At 65.3% G+C, this 17,279-nt stretch carries 16 protein-coding genes; 9 read left to right on the top strand and 7 right to left on the bottom strand.

The window, feature by feature from the left end; genetic code table 11:
* Window positions 1–13 precede the first annotated feature (13 nt).
* Window positions 14–400, bottom strand: a complete 387-nt coding sequence (locus CXQ91_RS06190) for a hypothetical protein (protein WP_104173044.1) — start codon at window positions 398–400, stop codon at window positions 14–16.
* Between the two features lie 176 nt (window positions 401–576).
* Here CXQ91_RS06190 and CXQ91_RS06185 point away from each other — a divergent pair, with 176 nt between their 5' ends.
* From CXQ91_RS06185 to pdxS, 6 genes are all read left to right on the top strand, one after another.
* A complete protein-coding gene (locus CXQ91_RS06185; protein ID WP_104173043.1) occupies window positions 577–909 on the top strand; it encodes a DUF6504 family protein in 333 nt (110 codons plus the stop codon).
* Window positions 906–4,406, top strand: coding sequence for a DNA polymerase III subunit alpha (locus CXQ91_RS06180; RefSeq protein WP_104173042.1), 3,501 nt, complete (start codon window positions 906–908; stop codon window positions 4,404–4,406). The genes CXQ91_RS06185 and CXQ91_RS06180 overlap by 4 nt, the downstream gene beginning before the upstream one ends.
* 133 nt (window positions 4,407–4,539) lie before the next feature.
* The gene (thrS, locus tag CXQ91_RS06175) at window positions 4,540–6,549 is read left to right on the top strand and encodes a threonine--tRNA ligase (RefSeq protein WP_104173041.1); all 2,010 of its coding nucleotides are present in this window, start codon (window positions 4,540–4,542) and stop codon (window positions 6,547–6,549) included.
* Between the two features lie 22 nt (window positions 6,550–6,571).
* Window positions 6,572–7,162 (top strand): HIT domain-containing protein, encoded by a 591-nt coding sequence (locus CXQ91_RS06170; RefSeq protein WP_104173040.1) that lies wholly within the window; start codon window positions 6,572–6,574, stop codon window positions 7,160–7,162.
* Window positions 7,155–7,793, top strand: coding sequence for a phosphatidylinositol phosphate synthase (gene pgsA / locus CXQ91_RS06165; RefSeq protein ID WP_104173039.1), 639 nt, complete (start codon window positions 7,155–7,157; stop codon window positions 7,791–7,793). The genes CXQ91_RS06170 and pgsA overlap by 8 nt, the downstream gene beginning before the upstream one ends.
* A 232-nt stretch (window positions 7,794–8,025) precedes the next feature.
* Complete coding sequence (gene pdxS, locus CXQ91_RS06160) at window positions 8,026–8,952, top strand: pyridoxal 5'-phosphate synthase lyase subunit PdxS (RefSeq protein WP_104173038.1); 927 nt, start codon at window positions 8,026–8,028, stop codon at window positions 8,950–8,952.
* A 146-nt stretch (window positions 8,953–9,098) separates the two neighbouring features.
* On the opposite strand, the gene CXQ91_RS06155 is transcribed toward pdxS, so the two are convergent.
* Entirely contained in the window at window positions 9,099–11,111 is a 2,013-nt protein-coding gene (locus tag CXQ91_RS06155; protein WP_104173037.1) for a M3 family metallopeptidase, read from the bottom strand.
* Between the two features lie 82 nt (window positions 11,112–11,193).
* Between CXQ91_RS06155 and CXQ91_RS06150 the strand changes: the two genes are divergently transcribed.
* Both CXQ91_RS06150 and CXQ91_RS06145 read left to right on the top strand, forming a co-directional pair.
* Entirely contained in the window at window positions 11,194–12,474 is a 1,281-nt protein-coding gene (locus CXQ91_RS06150) for a CapA family protein (protein ID WP_258073847.1), read from the top strand.
* Window positions 12,475–12,563: 89 nt separating this feature from the next.
* A complete protein-coding gene (locus CXQ91_RS06145; protein WP_104173036.1) occupies window positions 12,564–12,923 on the top strand; it encodes a hypothetical protein in 360 nt (119 codons plus the stop codon).
* Window positions 12,924–12,964: 41 nt separating this feature from the next.
* Here the strand turns inward: CXQ91_RS06145 and CXQ91_RS06140 are convergent, their stop codons facing one another.
* Complete coding sequence (locus CXQ91_RS06140) at window positions 12,965–13,666, bottom strand: alpha/beta fold hydrolase (RefSeq protein WP_104173035.1); 702 nt, start codon at window positions 13,664–13,666, stop codon at window positions 12,965–12,967.
* A gap of 77 nt (window positions 13,667–13,743) precedes the next feature.
* On the opposite strand from CXQ91_RS06140, the gene CXQ91_RS06135 reads away from it, so the two are divergent.
* A complete protein-coding gene (locus CXQ91_RS06135; protein WP_104173034.1) occupies window positions 13,744–14,199 on the top strand; it encodes an SRPBCC domain-containing protein in 456 nt (151 codons plus the stop codon).
* Here CXQ91_RS06135 and CXQ91_RS06130 read toward each other — a convergent pair.
* The 4 genes from CXQ91_RS06130 to CXQ91_RS06115 all read right to left on the bottom strand — a co-directional run bounded on the left by CXQ91_RS06130 (window position 14,196) and on the right by CXQ91_RS06115 (window position 17,252).
* Window positions 14,196–14,651, bottom strand: coding sequence for a protein phosphatase (locus CXQ91_RS06130; protein ID WP_104173033.1), 456 nt, complete (start codon window positions 14,649–14,651; stop codon window positions 14,196–14,198). The two genes, CXQ91_RS06135 and CXQ91_RS06130, sit on opposite strands and share 4 nt — an antisense overlap.
* 130 nt (window positions 14,652–14,781) lie before the next feature.
* On the bottom strand, window positions 14,782–15,069 hold the full coding sequence (locus CXQ91_RS06125; RefSeq protein WP_104173032.1) for a hypothetical protein: 288 nt from the start codon (window positions 15,067–15,069) through the stop codon (window positions 14,782–14,784).
* A 623-nt stretch (window positions 15,070–15,692) separates the two neighbouring features.
* A complete protein-coding gene (locus tag CXQ91_RS06120) occupies window positions 15,693–16,013 on the bottom strand; it encodes a hypothetical protein (protein WP_104173031.1) in 321 nt (106 codons plus the stop codon).
* A gap of 255 nt (window positions 16,014–16,268) precedes the next feature.
* The gene (locus CXQ91_RS06115; protein ID WP_104173030.1) at window positions 16,269–17,252 is read right to left on the bottom strand and encodes a S1C family serine protease; all 984 of its coding nucleotides are present in this window, start codon (window positions 17,250–17,252) and stop codon (window positions 16,269–16,271) included.
* Window positions 17,253–17,279 lie beyond the last annotated feature (27 nt).

Genomic DNA, 17,279 nt, shown 5'->3' with positions numbered 1-17,279 from the left:
CGTCCGGGCGTATCTAGAGGGATTCCTCCACGGGTACGTTGGCCTGGAAGTCCCTGCCGTCGGCTTCGCTGAAAGCGGTCATGAGGTGACCCTTCTCCAGCCCCAGGACGGTACTCATGGGAAAATTCCCGGTAATGGTGCTGCCTGAATGTTCCACGCCGCCGAGGTCAAAATTCTCCTCGGTGCCGTCATGGCTGAAGCAATAGAAGGACACGGCTTCGCCGTTCATGAACTCGATTCCCATTCTTCGCTGATGGGAATGATCCGGCGTGGCGGCCACAAGGCCCACCACGTAGGCGCCCGCCCCGGGGATATTCCCGTCTATAGCAAAAGTCGCCACCAAGGTGGAGTCCTTGGCGGCGATGGATACATGCTTCAGGAGTGCGTTATGGGAGCTCATGGCTCCATCCTTCCCCCTGCGCTCCCGTCCGTCCACCCCTGATCTAGGTTTTGTCACCGCCCCGGCGTAGACTTGATTTATTCGAAGATATATTCGAACGAATCATTTCAAGTCTCTTCCTGCCACCCGCCACGGTCACCCGTTGCGGGGCGGGAAGGGTGTTCCGGGAGGCGCCCATGGGCATGTTCAGCGAGGGTGTCGATGTCATCTGCACGCCCGCCGGCCAGCCGCTGGAACTCACCTGGGCCGGAAGGCAATACACGGTCTGCGCCGAACCCGTGCGCTGGTATGAACGGCGCCAGTGGTGGGCAGAGGAAACCCGGGCGCCCCTTGGTACCGGTCCGGGTCTGGTGGATCACGAGATCTGGCGCGTCCAGGTCCGGCTTTCCGATGCCAAGGCCGCGCCGGACCCGGAAACCAGCCTCACTCTTGACCTGACACGGAGCATCAGCAGCGGACGCTGGAGGCTGCTGCGGATCCACGATGCCCTCCGGCCGCAATCAGCATGAGCTTCACCCATCTCCACGTGTCCACCGCCTTCAGCGCGCACTACGGCGTCTCCTGGCCGGATGAGCTGGCGCAGTCGGCCGCCGCAGACGGCGCCACGGCGTTGGCCTGCACCGACAGGGACGGACTGTACGGCACCGTCAAACACCTCAAAGCCTGCATGGCGGCGGGACTGGATCCCGTCGTCGGGGTTGACCTTGCGGTCTTCGACGACGACGGCGACCTCCGCACCCAGCTCGCGGGCCGCGTCGTCGTGCTCGCCCACGGAAACAACAAGGGCGCAGGCTACCGCGCCCTCTGCCGGCTTATTTCGGATGCCCATGCCCGCACCTCCGGCAAGGCCGGGGGAGCAGTACCCGTTGCGGTGACCCGCGCCGAACTCGCTTCAAGGACCCTGCATCCGGAGACACTGGAGCCGGTCCTGACCGTCCTGATCGGACCGGATTCCGACGTCGGGAGGGCAATGGGCGGCCGCCGGTACCTCCGCCCCCGCACCCTTTTCAAGCAGTGGCTGGAGAGTATGCCCAAGGGCACAGTGGCCGCAGAAGTGGTGTCACACCTCAGCGCCCCCGGTGAGCCGCTGAGCACCGCCCACGCCGTGCGCATGCTCAAGCTCGCTGCCGAGCACGGCGTACCCGCTGTGCTGACCAACGCCGTGCGGTACTGCGGGGAGGACGGGGCGGCGACGGCGGATGTCCTGGATTCAGCCCGCACCCTGAAGTCGCTGCCCGAGCTGACCGCGGAGCCACTGCTGCAGCCGAACGGCCAGGGCTGGCTTAAATCGGCGGCCCAAATGCTCCAGCTCGGCAAGGAGATCATCCATTCCGCAGGCTACGGGGCCACCGACCTCACCAGGCTGCTCGGCCAAACCGAGGCGCTCGCGGACCGCTGCCGGATGGATCCCGTCACGGACATGGGATGGAAACAGCCCGTTGTTCCGGAGGCAGCTGTCATCGGCATCGACGGCGACCCGCTGGTTGAGCTGACCCAACGCTGCGAGGCGGGAATCGTCCGGCGGTTCCCTGGGATATCGGGTCGGGCTGAAGCGCAACTGCGGGCACGGCTGGACCACGAACTGCGGATTATCGCCAACCTTGGCTTTGCCTCCTACTTCCTCACCGTCGCAGAGGTATCCCGAATGATCCTGGATATGGGGGTCAGGGCTGCCGCCAGGGGATCCGGCGCCTCCAGCCTGGTCAACTACCTGATCGACATCAGCCAGGTGAACCCCCTGCAGCACGATCTCATCTTCGAACGGTTCCTCTCCCGTGACAGAGCCACCCTTCCGGACATCGACATCGACGTCGAAAGTGCCGAGCGGCACAACGTCTACCGAAGGATCTTTGACCGCTTCGGGGCGGAACGGGTCACCCTCATGAGCATGCAGAACGGGTACCGCGCTCGCGGTGCCGTCCGCGACGCCGGGCTGGCGCTGGGCATGGACGACGGCGATATCGGCGAAATCGCCAAGCAGCTGTGGCGCTTCTCGGCCAGGAAATTCCGTGAAGCCCTGGTGGAGAAGCCGGAGCTGAAGGAATTCGCGGGCCGGGTGGAGCAGCGCGATTTCGCAGAAAACCAGCAGCTGGACCTGCTCGTAGACCTGACCGAGAGGCTCGACCGTCTGCCAAGGCACATCTCCATGCATCCCTGTGGCGTGATCCTTGGCGACGCCACTCTGCTGGACCGGACACCCGTCCAGCCCAGCAGACTTGGCCTGCCCATGAGCCAGTTCGACAAACACGACATGGATCCGATGGGCATGCTCAAGCTGGACGTCCTGGGCGTCCGGATGCAGAGCGCCATGGCCTTCGCCGTCAGGGAGGTCATCCGGCTGCACCCCTCCAAGGCCGAGGTGGTGGCTGCCGGCGCCCATCCGGTGGGCCCGGAGGGCACGGGGCCTGACTACATCGCCGCTGACGGGCACATCGACCTCAACGCCGTGCCGCTGGATGACGAACCAACCTATGAACTGATCCGCAGCACCCACACGCTGGGCTGTTTCCAGATCGAATCACCCGGGCAGCGGGAACTGATCGGCAAGATGGCGCCGAGGGAATTCAACGACCTCATCATCGACATTTCCCTGTTCCGGCCCGGACCCATGAAATCGGACATGGTGCGCCCCTTCCTGGAACACCGCCACGGTTTTGCGCCTGAGGTCTATCCGCATCCGGACCTCAAGCCCGTGCTCCAGGAAACCCACGGCGTCACGGTCTTCCACGAACAGATCCTGAAGACCTTCGATGTCATGACAAAGTGCGGGCTGGCCCGGGCTGATGAATTCCGCCGAGCCTTGGGGAACGAGTTCCTTGAACCCAAGGTGGAGGAATTCTTCCGCAAGGAAGCCCGGGCAAGGGGCTACACCCCCGAGGTGGTGGACAAGGTCTGGGGGACGCTGAAGGCCTTTGGCAGCTTTGGCTTCTGCAAGGCACACGGGGCAGCCTTCGCCGTGCCTACCTATCAGTCGGCCTGGCTGAAGGCCCACCACCCGGAGGCTTTCCTGGCCGGGTTGTGGGAACACGATCCGGGCATGTACCCCAAGAGGCTCCTTGTGGCTGAAGCCCGGCGGCTGGGGATCCCCATCCTGCCCCTCGACATCAACAGGAGCCAGGCGGTATATCGCGTCGAACGTGTGGAATCCGGACCGGACAGCGGGAAGCTTGGCATCCGGCTAAGCCTGAACGGCATCTACGGACTTTCCGGTGCTGAACTCAAAAGGATCGTGGCAGGGCAGCCCTATGACTCGCTGGCCGACCTTCGTGCCCGCTCCCGGCTGAGTAAGCCAAGCATCAAACGGCTTGCCCAGCTGGGAGCATTCGACTCACTGCATCGGGAGTCCGGGGGAGCAGCCAACAGGGCTGACCTCGTCCAACACCTGCAGGCCCTCCAGAACCGTCCTTCCAAGAAAGGCGTTGAGGTCATAGACGGCCAGCTTTCCCTGCCCCTGGGCGATGTTGAACTCAGGAACCTGAAAGCTGAACTTCCCGCACCCACCATGGTGGAGAACGTCAGGGCTGAACTTGACCTGATGGCGGTGGATGTCAGTGAACACCTGATGTCCAGCCACCGGCCCCTGCTGGACCGGCTGGGCGTCACCACGGCGGATAAGCTCCTGGGGCTCCGGAACGGCACTGAAGTGCTGGTCGCCGGTGTCCGGATCGCCACCCAGACTCCGCCTATGCGGGGAGGCCGCCGCGTGGTGTTCATCAGTATCGATGACGGCACCGGCTGCGTGGACTCAGTGTTCTTCCACGAAGCCCAGGAGCTGGCCGGCCCGTTGCTGTTCGGCACCCGGCTGCTCCTTATCCGGGGCAACACCCGCCGGACCGGACCCCGCGGAATCAGCATCAGTGCCACCATGGCCTGGGACCTCAGCCGCACCGAGACGCTGCCGTTCCCGGAAAAACAATCCACTGACCAGAGGGAACAGGACCTGCAGTTACAGGGGCCATTGGATGGAATCAGCCGCAACCTGGCCATCACCGGACTGGGCAGCTGACCTGCACCTCAGGACAGTGAGCGGCACGTGCCGCTTTGGTCGGCCTATCTCCCAACCGATAGCATGGACGAGGCTGGCTGTGGTCCCCGTACGCCACAAGCTACGAAGCCTTAACTTTGAATAGGAGACACCCGTGTCAGATGCCCAGAAGATCACCCTCATCGTCGACGGCGAAGAGACCAAGGTGACTACCGGGACCACCGGCGCGGAACTCTTCTTTGAGCGCCGCGACGTCGTTGTTGCCCGTGTAAATGGCGAACTGAAAGACCTGGACCAGCCGCTCCCCGACGGAGCGGACATCGAAGGTGTCACCATCGATTCCCCGGACGGCCTCAATGTCCTCCGGCACTCGACTGCCCACGTCATGGCCCAGGCCGTGCAGCAGCTGCGCCCGGACGCCAAGCTGGGCATCGGCCCCTACATCACTGACGGCTTCTACTTCGACTTCGACGTCGCTGAGCCGTTCACCCCGGAGGACCTGAAGGCCCTGGAAAAGATGATGCTCAAGGTCATCAACCAGAACCAGAAGTTCGTCCGCCGCGTGGTGTCCGAGGACGAGGCACGCGAAGCGATGAAGGCCGAGCCCTACAAGCTCGAACTGCTGGGCAGGAAGAACGACGCCGCGGACGCCGGCGAAGGGGTCAACGTAGAGGTCGGTGCCGGAGACATCACCATCTACGACAATGTGGACCGCAAGAGCGGCGACACCGTCTGGTGCGACCTGTGCCGCGGCCCGCACCTGCCCAACACCAAGCTCATCTCCAATGCCTTCGCCCTGACCCGGTCCTCGGCCGCCTACTGGCTGGGCAACCAGAACAACCAGCAGCTGCAGCGCATCTACGGCACTGCCTGGCCCACCAAGGACGCCCTCAAGGCCTACCAGGAGCGCATCGCCGAGGCCGAGCGCCGCGACCACCGCAAGCTGGGCGCCGAGCTGGACCTGTTCTCCTTCCCGGACGAGCTGGGTTCCGGCCTGCCGGTGTTCCACCCCAAGGGCGGCATCATCCGCAAGGCCATGGAGGACTACTCCCGCCAGCGCCACGTGGACGCCGGCTACGAGTTCGTCTACACCCCGCACATCACCAAGGGGCACCTCTACGAAGTCTCGGGCCACCTGGACTGGTACAAGGAGGGCATGTTCCCGGCGATGCACATCGATGCGGAACTGAACGAGGACGGCACCGTGCGCAAGCCCGGCCAGGACTACTACCTGAAGCCGATGAACTGCCCCATGCACAACCTGATCTTCCGCTCCCGGGGACGCTCCTACCGCGAACTGCCCCTGCGGCTGTTCGAATTCGGTTCGGTGTACCGGTACGAAAAGTCCGGCGTGGTGCACGGCCTGACCCGCGTGCGCGGCATGACACAGGACGACGCACACATCTACTGCACCCGCGAGCAGATGAAAGACGAGCTCACCACCACGCTGAACTTCGTGCTGGGCCTCCTCAAGGACTACGGCCTGGATGACTTCTACCTGGAGCTCTCGACCAAGAACGAAGACAAGTTCGTGGGCGACGACGCCACCTGGGAGGAAGCCACCCGGACCCTTGCCGAAGTGGCCGAAGCCTCCGGCCTGGAGCTCATTCCGGATCCGGGCGGAGCCGCGTTCTACGGCCCCAAGATCTCGGTCCAGGCAAAGGACGCCCTCGGCCGCACCTGGCAGATGTCCACCATCCAGCTGGACTTCAACCTGCCTGAGCGCTTCGAACTCGAATTCCAGGCCGCCGACGGCACCCGTCAGCGCCCGGTGATGATCCACCGCGCCCTGTTCGGTTCCGTGGAGCGGTTCATGGGTGTGTTGACCGAGCACTACGCCGGCGCCTTCCCGGCGTGGCTGGCACCCGTGCAGGTGGTGGGCATCCCGGTCGCCGAAGCTTTCAACGACTACATGTTCGACGTCGTCGGCCAGCTCAAGGCGGCCGGCATCCGGGCCGAGGTGGACATCTCCTCGGACCGTTTCCCGAAGAAGATCCGCACCGCCAGCAAAGACAAGATCCCGTTCGTGCTGATCGCCGGCGGCGAGGACGCCGAGGCCGGAGCCGTGTCGTTCCGGTTCCGCGACGGCAGCCAGGACAACGGGGTGCCGGTGGCCGAGGCCGTCCAGAGGATTGTCGAAGCCGTCCGCAACCGGACCAGCTAGCGGAAGCGGAAAGGCAAACGACGTGCAGGAAACCACAGGCGCTGGCGGAGGATATCCGGGCGACGGCGAGGCGACCGATGATTTCGGCCTGGCCGGAGTTCCGGACGCTTTCCAGCGCCTGTGGACTCCGCACCGCATGGCCTACATCAAGGGCGGGCAGCACCAGTTCAAGAATGAGGAAGACTGCCCTTTCTGCGTGGCCCCTGCGCGCAGCGACGACGACTCCCTGATCGTGTACCGCGGCCGAACGGCGTATGTGGTGCTGAACCTGTTTCCCTACAACCCGGGGCACCTGCTGATCTGCCCGTACCGCCACGTGCCGGACTACACGGACCTGACAGTGGAGGAAACGGCGGAGTTCGCGGCCCTGACGCAGACGTCCATGCGCGTCCTGCGGAAAGTGGCCAATCCCGGCGGCTTCAACCTCGGGATGAACCAGGGCGTTGTCGGCGGCGCCGGAATTGCCGGCCACCTGCACCAGCACGTGGTTCCGCGCTGGGGCGGGGACGGAAACTTCTTCCCCATCATCGCCCAGACGAAAGCCATCACCCAGACGCTCGGCGAGGTCCGCCAGCAGGTCGCCGAGGCCTGGCCCGAGGACGAACGTGCTTAACCGGCATGCCCGGGGGTTCTTCACAGCGCTGTTCTCCCCGCTTGCCCGCTGGCTCCTGAAAATCGGGGTCTCCCCGGATGCCATCACCATCGTGGGAACGGCCGGCGTGGTGGTGGGCGCCCTGGTGTTCTACCCCATGGGCCAGCTGTGGTGGGGGACCCTTTTCATCACGGCCTTTATCTTCTCGGACGTCCTGGACGGCATCATGGCGCGCCTGCAGGAACGCGGCGGCCGGTGGGGCAACTTCCTGGACTCCACCCTGGACAGGGTTGCCGACGGCGCCCTGTTTGCGGGCCTTGCCATCTGGTACTTCACCGGAGGCGCGGACCGCGCCATAGCCATCGCCGCCGTCGTGTGCCTGGTGCTTGGCATGGTGGTTTCCTACGCGCGGGCCAAGGCCGAGGCCCTCGGGTTCCAGGCCAACGTGGGCATCGCCGAGCGCGCCGAACGGCTGGTATCGGTGCTGGTGGTGACGGGTTTCACCGGGATCGGGCTGCCCAGCGTGGTTCTGCTGGCGACGCTGATCCTGCTCGCCGCCGCCAGCCTGGTCACAATTGTCCAGCGGATCGCCACGGTGTACCGGCAATCGCTGGAAGAGCCGAACGGCACGGCCTCGCAGCAGCCTGCCTGAGCGGTCCCGCCATGCTCCGGCGGCCGTCCGGCAGCGCCCATGGAGAGAGCGGGACTGCCGGGGTAACCCGAATTCAGCAGCGTCGCGGCGTGGGACTAGTATTAGGAGTACCTGGTCATTGGATCCGGTAATCCGGTGTGCGCGCGGCGTGACTTTTCCCGTCTGTGCCGACGCCTGCGCCGGGACCGAGAGACCGGATCTACGTAACATCTAGCTACCCATAGGGGTTTTTGTGTCTACACCTGATGTAAGCAGCGAAGCCGGCTCGTCCGCCAACAGCGTCACGGGCAGTAACCGCGTCAAGCGCGGCATGGCAGAGATGCTCAAGGGCGGCGTCATCATGGACGTCGTCAACGTCGAACAGGCCCGCATCGCCGAAGACGCCGGTGCCGTGGCCGTGATGGCGCTGGAGCGCGTTCCGGCCGATATCCGGGCCCAGGGCGGCGTGTCGCGCATGTCCGATCCGGACATGATCGACAAGATCATCGAAGCCGTGTCCGTGCCGGTCATGGCCAAGGCCCGTATCGGCCACTTCGTCGAAGCCCAGGTCCTGCAGTCCCTCGGCGTGGACTACATTGACGAGTCCGAGGTCCTGACCCCGGCCGACTACGTCAACCACATCGACAAGTGGAACTTCAAGGTTCCCTTCGTCTGTGGCGCCACCAACCTCGGTGAGGCGCTGCGCCGCATCAACGAGGGCGCGGCCATGATCCGGTCCAAGGGCGAGGCCGGCACCGGCGATGTCTCCAACGCGACCGGCCACATGCGCCAGATCCGTTCCGAGATTGCCAAGCTTGCCGCCCTGCCCGAGGACGAACTCTACGTCGCGGCCAAGGAACTGCAGGCCCCGTACGACCTGGTCAAGGAAGTTGCTGCCGCCGGCAAGCTCCCCGTGGTGCTCTTTACCGCAGGCGGCATCGCCACCCCGGCCGACGCCGCGATGATGATGCAGCTTGGTGCTGACGGTGTGTTCGTCGGCTCGGGCATCTTCAAGTCCGGCAACCCGGCCCAGCGTGCCGCCGCCGTCGTGAAGGCCACCACCTTCTTCGATGACCCCGATGTGATCGCCAAGGCCTCCCGCGGCCTGGGCGAAGCCATGGTGGGCATCAACGTCGACGAGATCCCGCAGCCGCACCGCCTCGCCGAGCGCGGCTGGTAATTCGCGCTCTCAAGCAGCACGACGGCGGCGGGTCACCTTGGAAGGTGACCCGCCGCCGTCGTCCGTTAACCCAACTGACTCGCAGTTAACGTCGCGAAACTCGCTTTTCACGACGTTAACTGCGAGTCAGTTGGGAAGGGCGGGGGTTACTCCAGGCCGCGGCGCTTCAGCAGCGGCTCCAGCTGCGCGTCGCGGCCCCGGAAGGCGCGGAACGATTCCAAAGGTTCGCGGCTGTTGCCGCGGGAGAGCAGTTCGCTCCGGAAGAAGTCGCCGTTGGCCCGGCTGAGTCCGCCGTTTTCCTTGAACCACTCGACGGTGTCCGCATCCAGCACTTCGCTCCAGATATAGGAGTAGTAGCCCGCGGCGTAGCCGTCACCCGCGAAGATGTGCTGGAAGTAGCCAGTACGGTATCGCGGTGGAATCAGATTGTGGGCCACGCCGGCCGCCGCAAGGGCCTTGGCTTCGAACTCCAGGACGTCCTCCGGGATACCGGATCCGTCCAGGACGTGCCAGGCAAGGTCGAGGAGCGCGGCCCCCAGGTACTCCGTGGTGCCGAAGCCTTCGCCCCACAGCTGGGATTCGTTGAGCCTGTCCACGATGTCCTGGGGCAGGGGCTCGCCGGTGGCATGGTGGCGGGCGTAGTTGGCCAGTACCTCGGGCCACATGATCCACATTTCGTTGACCTGGGAGGGGTACTCCACGAAGTCCCGCGGGACGGCCGTGCCGGAGAACCGCGGGAAGGCCACGTTCGAAAACAGGCCGTGGAGGGCATGCCCGAACTCGTGGAACGCCGTCCGGAGCTCGTCCAGCGTCAGGAGCGTGGGCTCGCCGGCCGGCGGCTTGGAGATGTTGAGGTTGTTGATGACCACAGGCCGCGTCCCCAGCAGCGCGGACTGGTCCACCAGCGAGTTCATCCAGGCCCCGCCGCGCTTGGACTCCCGGGCGTAGTAATCGCCCAGGAACAGGCCCAGTCCGGAACCGTCTTCGTTGCGGACCTCCCAGACCCGGACATCGGGGTGGTAGCCCACGAGCTCGGGCCGTTCGTGGAAGGTCACACCGTAAAGGGCCGTTGCGGCGAAGAAGACGCCGTCGCGCAACACCCGGTCCAGTTCGAAGTAGGGCCGCAGCGCCTGCTCGTCCACGCTGTACCGCTCCCGCCGCACTTTCGCGGAATAGTAGGCCCAGTCCCATGCCTCAAGGGGGTGGCCGGCCACTTCGGCTAGGGCGGCGGCCTCGGCGTCGGCATTCCGGACAGCGGCAGGCGCCAGCCGGTTCATCATGGTCTGCACAGCCCCGAAATCGGGTGCCGTCTGGCGGTCCACCGTCAGTTCGGCATAGTTGGCGAAGCCCAGGAGCCGGGCCTTTTCCGCCCGCAGCGCGACCATCGACTTCACCAGGTCCAGGACATCGAGGCTGCCGCCGCTGCTCCCGCGGCTGACGGATGCCTGGTAGAGGCGGCGCCGGACGTCGCGGTTGTCCAGCGAGACCATGGCCGGCTGGTTGCTGGGCTGGATCAGCGTGAGCAGGTAATTCCCGTCGTGGCCCGCGGCCCGCGCTGCCTCGGCGGCGCTGGTGGCGTCGTCAGCGGGCAGGCCGGACAGCTCTGCGGCGTCGTCGAGAAGCAGGGCATTGGTCTTCATGGCCTCCTTGGTGCGCTGGCCGAATTCCGTGCCCAGCCCGGACAACTCCGCGTTGACTGCCCTGAGCCGTTCCTGTCCGGCGTCGTCCAGCTGGATGCCGGACTGGCGGAACTCTTTGAGGTACTCCTCCACGAGCCTGGCAGATTCATCGTCGAGGCCGGCGGTATCCACGGCGGCGAACCGGTCGAACAGCCGGCGGTTCATGTAGATGGCATCCTGGTGGGCGGAGAACTGCGGGGACAGCTCCGTCTCGAGGGCGCGGATGCCATCCGAGGCATCGGCGGACACCAGGGTGAAAAACGACGCGGCGGCGCGCTGGAGGAGCTGCCCGGCGCGTTCCATGGCCAGAACTGTGTTTTCGAAGCCGGCGGGTTCGGCGTTGTCCACGATTGCCTGGATTTCAGCAAGGTGCTCCGCCAGCCCGGAGCGGACTGCCTCGGCGTAGTGGGCCTCGTCAATGTCTGCAAACGGGGGGAGCCCGTACGGCAAGGGGCTGGGAGTCAGGAGGGGGTTGGTCATGAAGCAACCCTTTCATGTAACCGGGCGGTTCTCAATGGTGATTTCGCGGGATTCGGAGATCGGCAGTCGTAGGATGGCGGACATGGGGGACCAACACCTACGACAACAAAAACCGCCCGCCACACAGCGTTTCGCGGCACTCGCCGCGGCCTGCGTGATGGTCACGCTGTCGTCGTGCGGCGTACTGGCTGAACAGGGCAGCGGTGTACGGGCAACCGGCGCAACGACGACGGCGGCATCCGCGCCGCCGTCGTCCGCCGCCACCCAGGTGCCGGCCCCCTCGCCGGAACCGACGCCGGGCAAGGGCCCAGCCTGCGCCGCTGTCCGGTGCACCTCTGTACTGGTGACCGGGGACATGCTGGTGCATGCCCAGTTGTGGGACCAGGCCCGCGCCGACGCGGCCGCCCTCGGAAAGCCGGGGTTGGACTTCGCCCCGCTGCTTGAGGGCCAGCGGGCGTACATCGACCAGAGCGACCTGGCCATCTGCCACCAGGAGACGCCGGTCGCCGGCCCGGACGGCCCCTTCTCGGCCTACCCGTCGTTCAATGTCCCGCCGCAGATCATCGCGGCGTCCAGGAATGTTGGCTATCAGGCCTGCACCACGGCCAGCAACCACACCATCGACCGCGGAACTGACGGCCTGGTCCGGACGCTCGACGCCCTGGACGCCGCGGGCTTGAAGCACACCGGATCCTACCGGACCGAGGCGGACTCCCAGGGCATCCTGATCCTGCAGACCGACGCCGCGAGAATTGCCGTGATCGAGGCCGCCTATGGCCTGAACGGGCAATACCCCGAGTACGCCTGGCAAGTGGACATGCTGGATGCGCCGGCCATGATTGCCAAGGCGAAGAAGGCGAGGGCGCTCGGCGCGGACATTGTGCTCGGCGTGATGCACGCCGGGGACGAATATGCCAGCACTCCGAATGCCCAGCAGCAGGATACGGCCCACGCCCTGGTGGACAGCGGCGAGTTCACCATGGTCTACGGCCACCACACCCATTCCGTGCTTCCCATCGAGAACTACAAAGGGACGTGGATTGTGTATGGGCTCGGCAACGGGGTCACGGAGCTGTCCCCCTGGTATGTGGTGAACAACGAAGGACTGCTGGTGCGGGCGCAGTTCAGCCAGGACGCGGCCGGAAAATGGGCGGCCTCGGACCTGGCGTGGGTGCCGTCAGTGATCGTCCGCGATCCGTACCGCTGGTGTTCGGTGGCGGCCGACGCGCCGCAGGGGCCGTGCGCCGGGCCGGAAGCCGATGCAGCCACGCGGTTGCGGACCAGGACGGTGGTGGAATCCATGGGCGCGGCCGAGGCGGGCGCCCGGGAACTGATCATTTCCGGCGGGCAGGGACGAGGTTGAAGGCCAAATCGCGGTTGATCGATGCCGTTCTGAGTGCGCGGAGCCGTCCCCCAGGGAGGTCCCGCTTCCGGGCCTAATATACTTCTGGCATGACAGAAGCTACGGACAACGTTGACCGTTTTTTCGACCGCTACGCTGCCGCGCTGCTGGCACGTGACGCCAAAGCGATCGCGGGAATGTACGCCGTTCCCTCGCTCATTCTGTTTCCCGGCCAGTCCATCCCGGTCACGGACACCGGCCAGACGGAGGCGTTCTTCGCCTCATCGTGGGGCCAATATGAGGGTATTGACTCAGTGGAGAAGAGAATCGACATCATGGCTGAAGCCCCGGGATTTGTATGGGCAGACGTCACCTGGACCTATGGCGGCGAACCCCGGGAGCGTTTTTGCTATCAGCTCGCCGAAAGGGCGGGCGGCTACCAGATCGCCGTCCTCACGCCTCTCGCATAGCACCACTTTTCTGACGGTCGACCCCTACTGGCGGTCGACGGCTACTGACGGTCGACGGCGGCGAGGATCGCCGCGCCGAGGTCGGCCGGCCTGGTGAACTGGGGCCAGTGTCCTGTGGGCAGGTCCACGTATTCGACATCGCGGATCCGCGCGAGCTCCGCAACATACGGATGCCCCGCTTCGATCCATTCCTTCAGCACGGCAGAGGGAAACTCGCAGGCGATCACGGTGGCCGGAACGCCGTAGCGGCGCTCGTCGTGAAGGTGCTGGGGGTCGTAAGCCACGGCCTTCGGCTGCGGGACCGCCCGGGCCCTGAACATGGCACGCAACCCGTCATCCAGGTCGGTGAGATCGGCGTCTTCGAAGCCTTCCCACGGCGGAAGCGGCACGTCGTCGCCCTCCGCGGGAAGTTCGTCGTTGATCACCCCGCCCTCGCCCAGCGGGCCACTATCCACGTAGATGGCGCGCGCAACGCGGTCCGGCCGGGCATCAACAGCACCATGGATGATGGCACCGCCGCCGGAATGCCCGACAAGGACCACCGGCTGGTCGGCGCTGTCGACGGCCGCGACGACGGCATTGATGTGGTCACGCAGGCCGATTCCGGCCCGCGGCGCATCCGGGGCTTCAAGACCGGGCAGCGTGAGCGGAACGGCGCGATGCCCCGCGGCGATCAGCGGCGGTGTGACGTCGGACCATGACGAGGCGTCCAGCCAGAATCCGGGAACCAGAATGATGTCCATGGAGGTACCCTACTCCGGAGGCCTCTCCCTGACGCGCAAGCCTGTCCCGGGCCCGGTACCCGGCAGTAAGATCGGGCATGAAAAAGCTACGGTACTCAGCGAAGATCAACGCTCCGGTCGGCGACGTGTGGACAACCATGCTGTCCGACTCCACCTACCGACAGTGGACGAGTGCCTTCCACCAGGGTTCCTATTTCGAGGGCGACTGGACCAAGGGCAGCGAGATCCGGTTCCTCGGCCCCGATGACGAGGGTTCGCTCGGCGGCATGATCGCCGTCGTCGAGGAGAACACACCCGGGGAGTTCATTTCGCTCCGCTATGTGGGCCAGATAGTCAACGGAGCGGATGACACAACCAGCGATGAAGCGGAAGCGTTCATCGGGACACACGAGAATTACTCATTCAGCGAGGACTCAGGGGTGACAACCGTGGAGGTTGCACTCGACAGCGAGGACGATTTTGCTGCCATGTTTGATGAAGCCTGGCCGGTTGCCCTCGCCAAACTCAAGGAAATCACCGAGGCACGCCGCTAGCCTCCACGGCCTTCCCCAGCGCCTTCCCAGTGCCGGCGTGTGACGTACCGCCGCTGCCACGGCGTCTCGACCGCGCGCGGGTGGTAGTGCTCCCGGATGAAGGACACCGCCTGTCGTGCAGGAACTCCGTCCAGAACAGCGATGCATGCAAGGGCTGTGCCGGTCCTTCCGCGGCCGCCCCAGCAGGCGATTTCGACGCGCTGGTATTCAGCCCGCAGCCATGCTTCCCTCAGGGCATCCATGGCCTCGTCCTCGTTGGTGGGCAACCAGAAGTCCGGCCAGCGGACCCATCGCTGCTCCCACTCAACCGAGGCAGGAGCCCTGCCGAGTAGGTAGACCGCAAAATCGGGGTCGGGACCCGGCGGGGGCGCCCGACGCAGTCCGCGCCCGCGGATGAGGCGCCCGGAAGGGAGCTGAAGCACGCCCGCCGCTCCCGGTTCCCACGTGTTCATGGTTTGACCCTGCCACCGGATCGCTGGCAAGGGAAGTGCACGCCCGGCACGGGGGAGGGGCATCGCCCGAAAGCGACGCCCCTCCTTGCCGCCTCAGACCGGCCGTTCAGGCAACGGCCTGTGGTTTGGGCTAGTGGCGTCCGCGCCCGTGGTCATCGTCGCAGTAGCTGACCCACTTCCAGTGGTAGTGGTTCCCGTGGCGTTCCCTCTTCCAGTAGCCGTGGGTTTCACACCACCTCTTGTGATTCTTCCAGTCATGGCCGCCGCGATTCCTGTCGTCGCGGTGGTTGTCCGTGTAGCTCGCGGCCGAGATTGTGACCGTCTTGAGCCCGGTGTCGGCTGCAGCGGGTCCGGCAACGACTGCAGTCCCGCCGAGGCTAAGTCCTGCGGCAAGCAGTGTGGACGCGAGCAAACCCATTGACCTCTACATGAGATCTTTCCCATCTTTTTGTTCATTCCCAGGTGAATGTCGCAGGCTTATCCGGGCAGGCGGAATCTCGGACGATGAATCACTATGGCTTCCGGTGTGCCTGCCTACAGGCTGCACCGGGTTCAAGATTCCTGTCGGATGTTGGTCTGCGGTTAGTGGCCCCAAATTTTTGTACAGCGATACGTTCCGTGAACCGGCGCAATGCCCCATTTTGCAGTGGCCTGATTCAAAGCGGCAACGCAGAGTCCTGCCGCATTTGGGAACCTCCGTGCCCCACGGTGCGTACGCCTGAGTACACGGATATCGATATGAGGGCACCCCCCGTGCCTACCCCAATACGCAAAAGCCCGGGCTCCGGAACGGTGGTCCGGCGGCAGGGGCCGTACAGCTCGAACACTCCGGTCCGCCACGTCAATGTGATCGGAGGGGAGTGTTCACCATCAACGATAGCGGGATGGCCGCAATCAGAATAGGAACGGGGGTTTATTACTACCGGAAATGCGATATTCTCCTGCCGGGACGTGTCACCGACATGCCTCGCGGGGCCTTGTGTGTATTTCGGCCGGGAGCGCGCGTTCCGGGCTGGACGGGTCCGGAATCGCCCGGTTATGTTACGGCGTGATGGTGAGGATACGGACCGGCTGGACGCAGGAAGCCGGGGTCAATCCACCGGCCTGATCGGGCCCTCCCGCCCTGTTGTTCCTGCCGGTATCGTCGCACCAGTCAGTGTTGTAGGGCGTTGCGGTCACCGTTGCCGCTCCCGCCGCCGAATTTACCGGAACGTTGAACGAATAAGTGAACCCGCCGGCGTCGTTCATTGGGGACGTTGCGTCCAAAATTCTCGCGCCCGCCGCATCCGTCACGGTCACGTGAATGCGCGCATTCTCGCCGTAGCGCGGGTCGCAGTCCGCGTCCGGCGCGGTGACACTCACGTTCTGGCCGACCTGGGCGCGCTCGGGCGTTAGCGTGTACGCCGGTGGGAAACACGGGGGAGCATCGAAGGGGCCAGGCCGCGAGCACGCCGGGAGCCACGCAAGCAGGAGAAAAGTGCACGCCGCTATGACGGCTCGAAGGGCGAGCCTTCTGCCGTGCGCTCCACGTCGAGGAACAGGTCCCACAGACCCATTGTGCGCGGTACTGGGCAGCCCCGTCCCTTACCGCCACTGAATTTCGCTTTTCGGCGACCGTTATTGGTTTTCCGTCATTTCCTCGGGAACGGCCACCACATGCAGTTCCGTGCCGTCGCGGAGCGCGGAGATGTCCAGCGGCGCTCCGATTGCCTCGGAGAAAAGCAGCTTCTGGAGGCTCTCCGCATTCGAAACGGACTTCCGCCCCACGCTCAGCAGCACGTCTCCGGCGCGGAGGCCCGCCCGCTCAGCCGGCGACCGCGGAAGGACCTCGACGACGAGCAATCCGTCACGGTGGCCGGTACGGACAACCGAGCTGACTGGAAGCTGAACGGGAGTGTTCACGAGACCAAGGTAGGCGCGCCTGACGCGCCCGTCCGCGAGGAGGGAAGCGATGATCCGCCGCGAGGTGGCGTTGATCGGAACCGCCAGCCCCAGCCCGGCACCGGCGACCGCGGTGTTGATGCCCACGATCCGGCCGTGGGCGTCCGCCAGCGCCCCTCCGGAGCTGCCGGCGTTCAGCGCGGCGTCGGTCTGGATCACATCCTCGATCACGCGGCGGTTGCGTCCGGACCATACCGGGATGGACCGGCCCAGGCCGCTGACCACCCCCGCCGTCACGGAGCCGGAGAGCCCCAGCGGATTGCCGACGGCGATGACCAGCTGCCCTACCTTGAGGAGTTCGGCATCGCCGAACTCGGCCGGCGGGGCGGTGGGTGCCTTGCCGTGGACAATGGCAAGGTCGGAAAGACGGTCGGCGCCCACCACCTCCACGGCGGACCGGGTGCCGTCGGCAAACACAGCGTGGCCCTTTCCGGCTGCGCCCACCACATGGGCGTTGGTTACCAGGTATCCGTCCGACGTGAACAGGACAGCTGAGCCGGCGCCCACACGGAACCTGCCGTTGCGCCCGTTGCCGGTCATTTCGATGGCGGCCACGTGCGGGGTGACGGTTTCCGCCACACGGATGACCGTTGCCGAGTAGGAATCCAGCGGGTCTTCGGCCGCGCTGGTTCCGCTGACTCCGCCGCTGAGTTCGACCATGGTGAGCCTCCCTGGAATGGTGCTTAC

This window comes from Arthrobacter sp. Y81 (assembly GCF_002929335.1).
Taxonomy (GTDB): domain Bacteria; phylum Actinomycetota; class Actinomycetes; order Actinomycetales; family Micrococcaceae; genus Arthrobacter.
The sequence above is the reverse complement of the archived record's forward strand: the minus strand, read 5'-3'. Positions and strand labels throughout refer to the sequence as shown.

Bases quoted from the DNA above. Each gene is read 5' to 3' on its own strand.
- CXQ91_RS06190 (WP_104173044.1), bottom strand. From the start codon at position 400: ATGAGCTCCCATAACGCACTCCTGAAGCATGTATCCATCGCCGCCAAG.
- CXQ91_RS06185 (WP_104173043.1), top strand. From the start codon at position 577: ATGGGCATGTTCAGCGAGGGTGTCGATGTCATCTGCACGCCCGCCGGC.
- CXQ91_RS06180 (WP_104173042.1), top strand. From the start codon at position 906: ATGAGCTTCACCCATCTCCACGTGTCCACCGCCTTCAGCGCGCACTAC.
- CXQ91_RS06155 (WP_104173037.1), bottom strand. From the start codon at position 11,111: ATGACCAACCCCCTCCTGACTCCCAGCCCCTTGCCGTACGGGCTCCCC.
- CXQ91_RS06150 (WP_258073847.1), top strand. From the start codon at position 11,194: ATGGGGGACCAACACCTACGACAACAAAAACCGCCCGCCACACAGCGT.
- CXQ91_RS06145 (WP_104173036.1), top strand. From the start codon at position 12,564: ATGACAGAAGCTACGGACAACGTTGACCGTTTTTTCGACCGCTACGCT.
- CXQ91_RS06140 (WP_104173035.1), bottom strand. From the start codon at position 13,666: ATGGACATCATTCTGGTTCCCGGATTCTGGCTGGACGCCTCGTCATGG.
- CXQ91_RS06135 (WP_104173034.1), top strand. From the start codon at position 13,744: ATGAAAAAGCTACGGTACTCAGCGAAGATCAACGCTCCGGTCGGCGAC.
- CXQ91_RS06130 (WP_104173033.1), bottom strand. From the start codon at position 14,651: ATGAACACGTGGGAACCGGGAGCGGCGGGCGTGCTTCAGCTCCCTTCC.
- CXQ91_RS06125 (WP_104173032.1), bottom strand. From the start codon at position 15,069: ATGGGTTTGCTCGCGTCCACACTGCTTGCCGCAGGACTTAGCCTCGGC.
- CXQ91_RS06115 (WP_104173030.1), bottom strand. From the start codon at position 17,252: ATGGTCGAACTCAGCGGCGGAGTCAGCGGAACCAGCGCGGCCGAAGAC.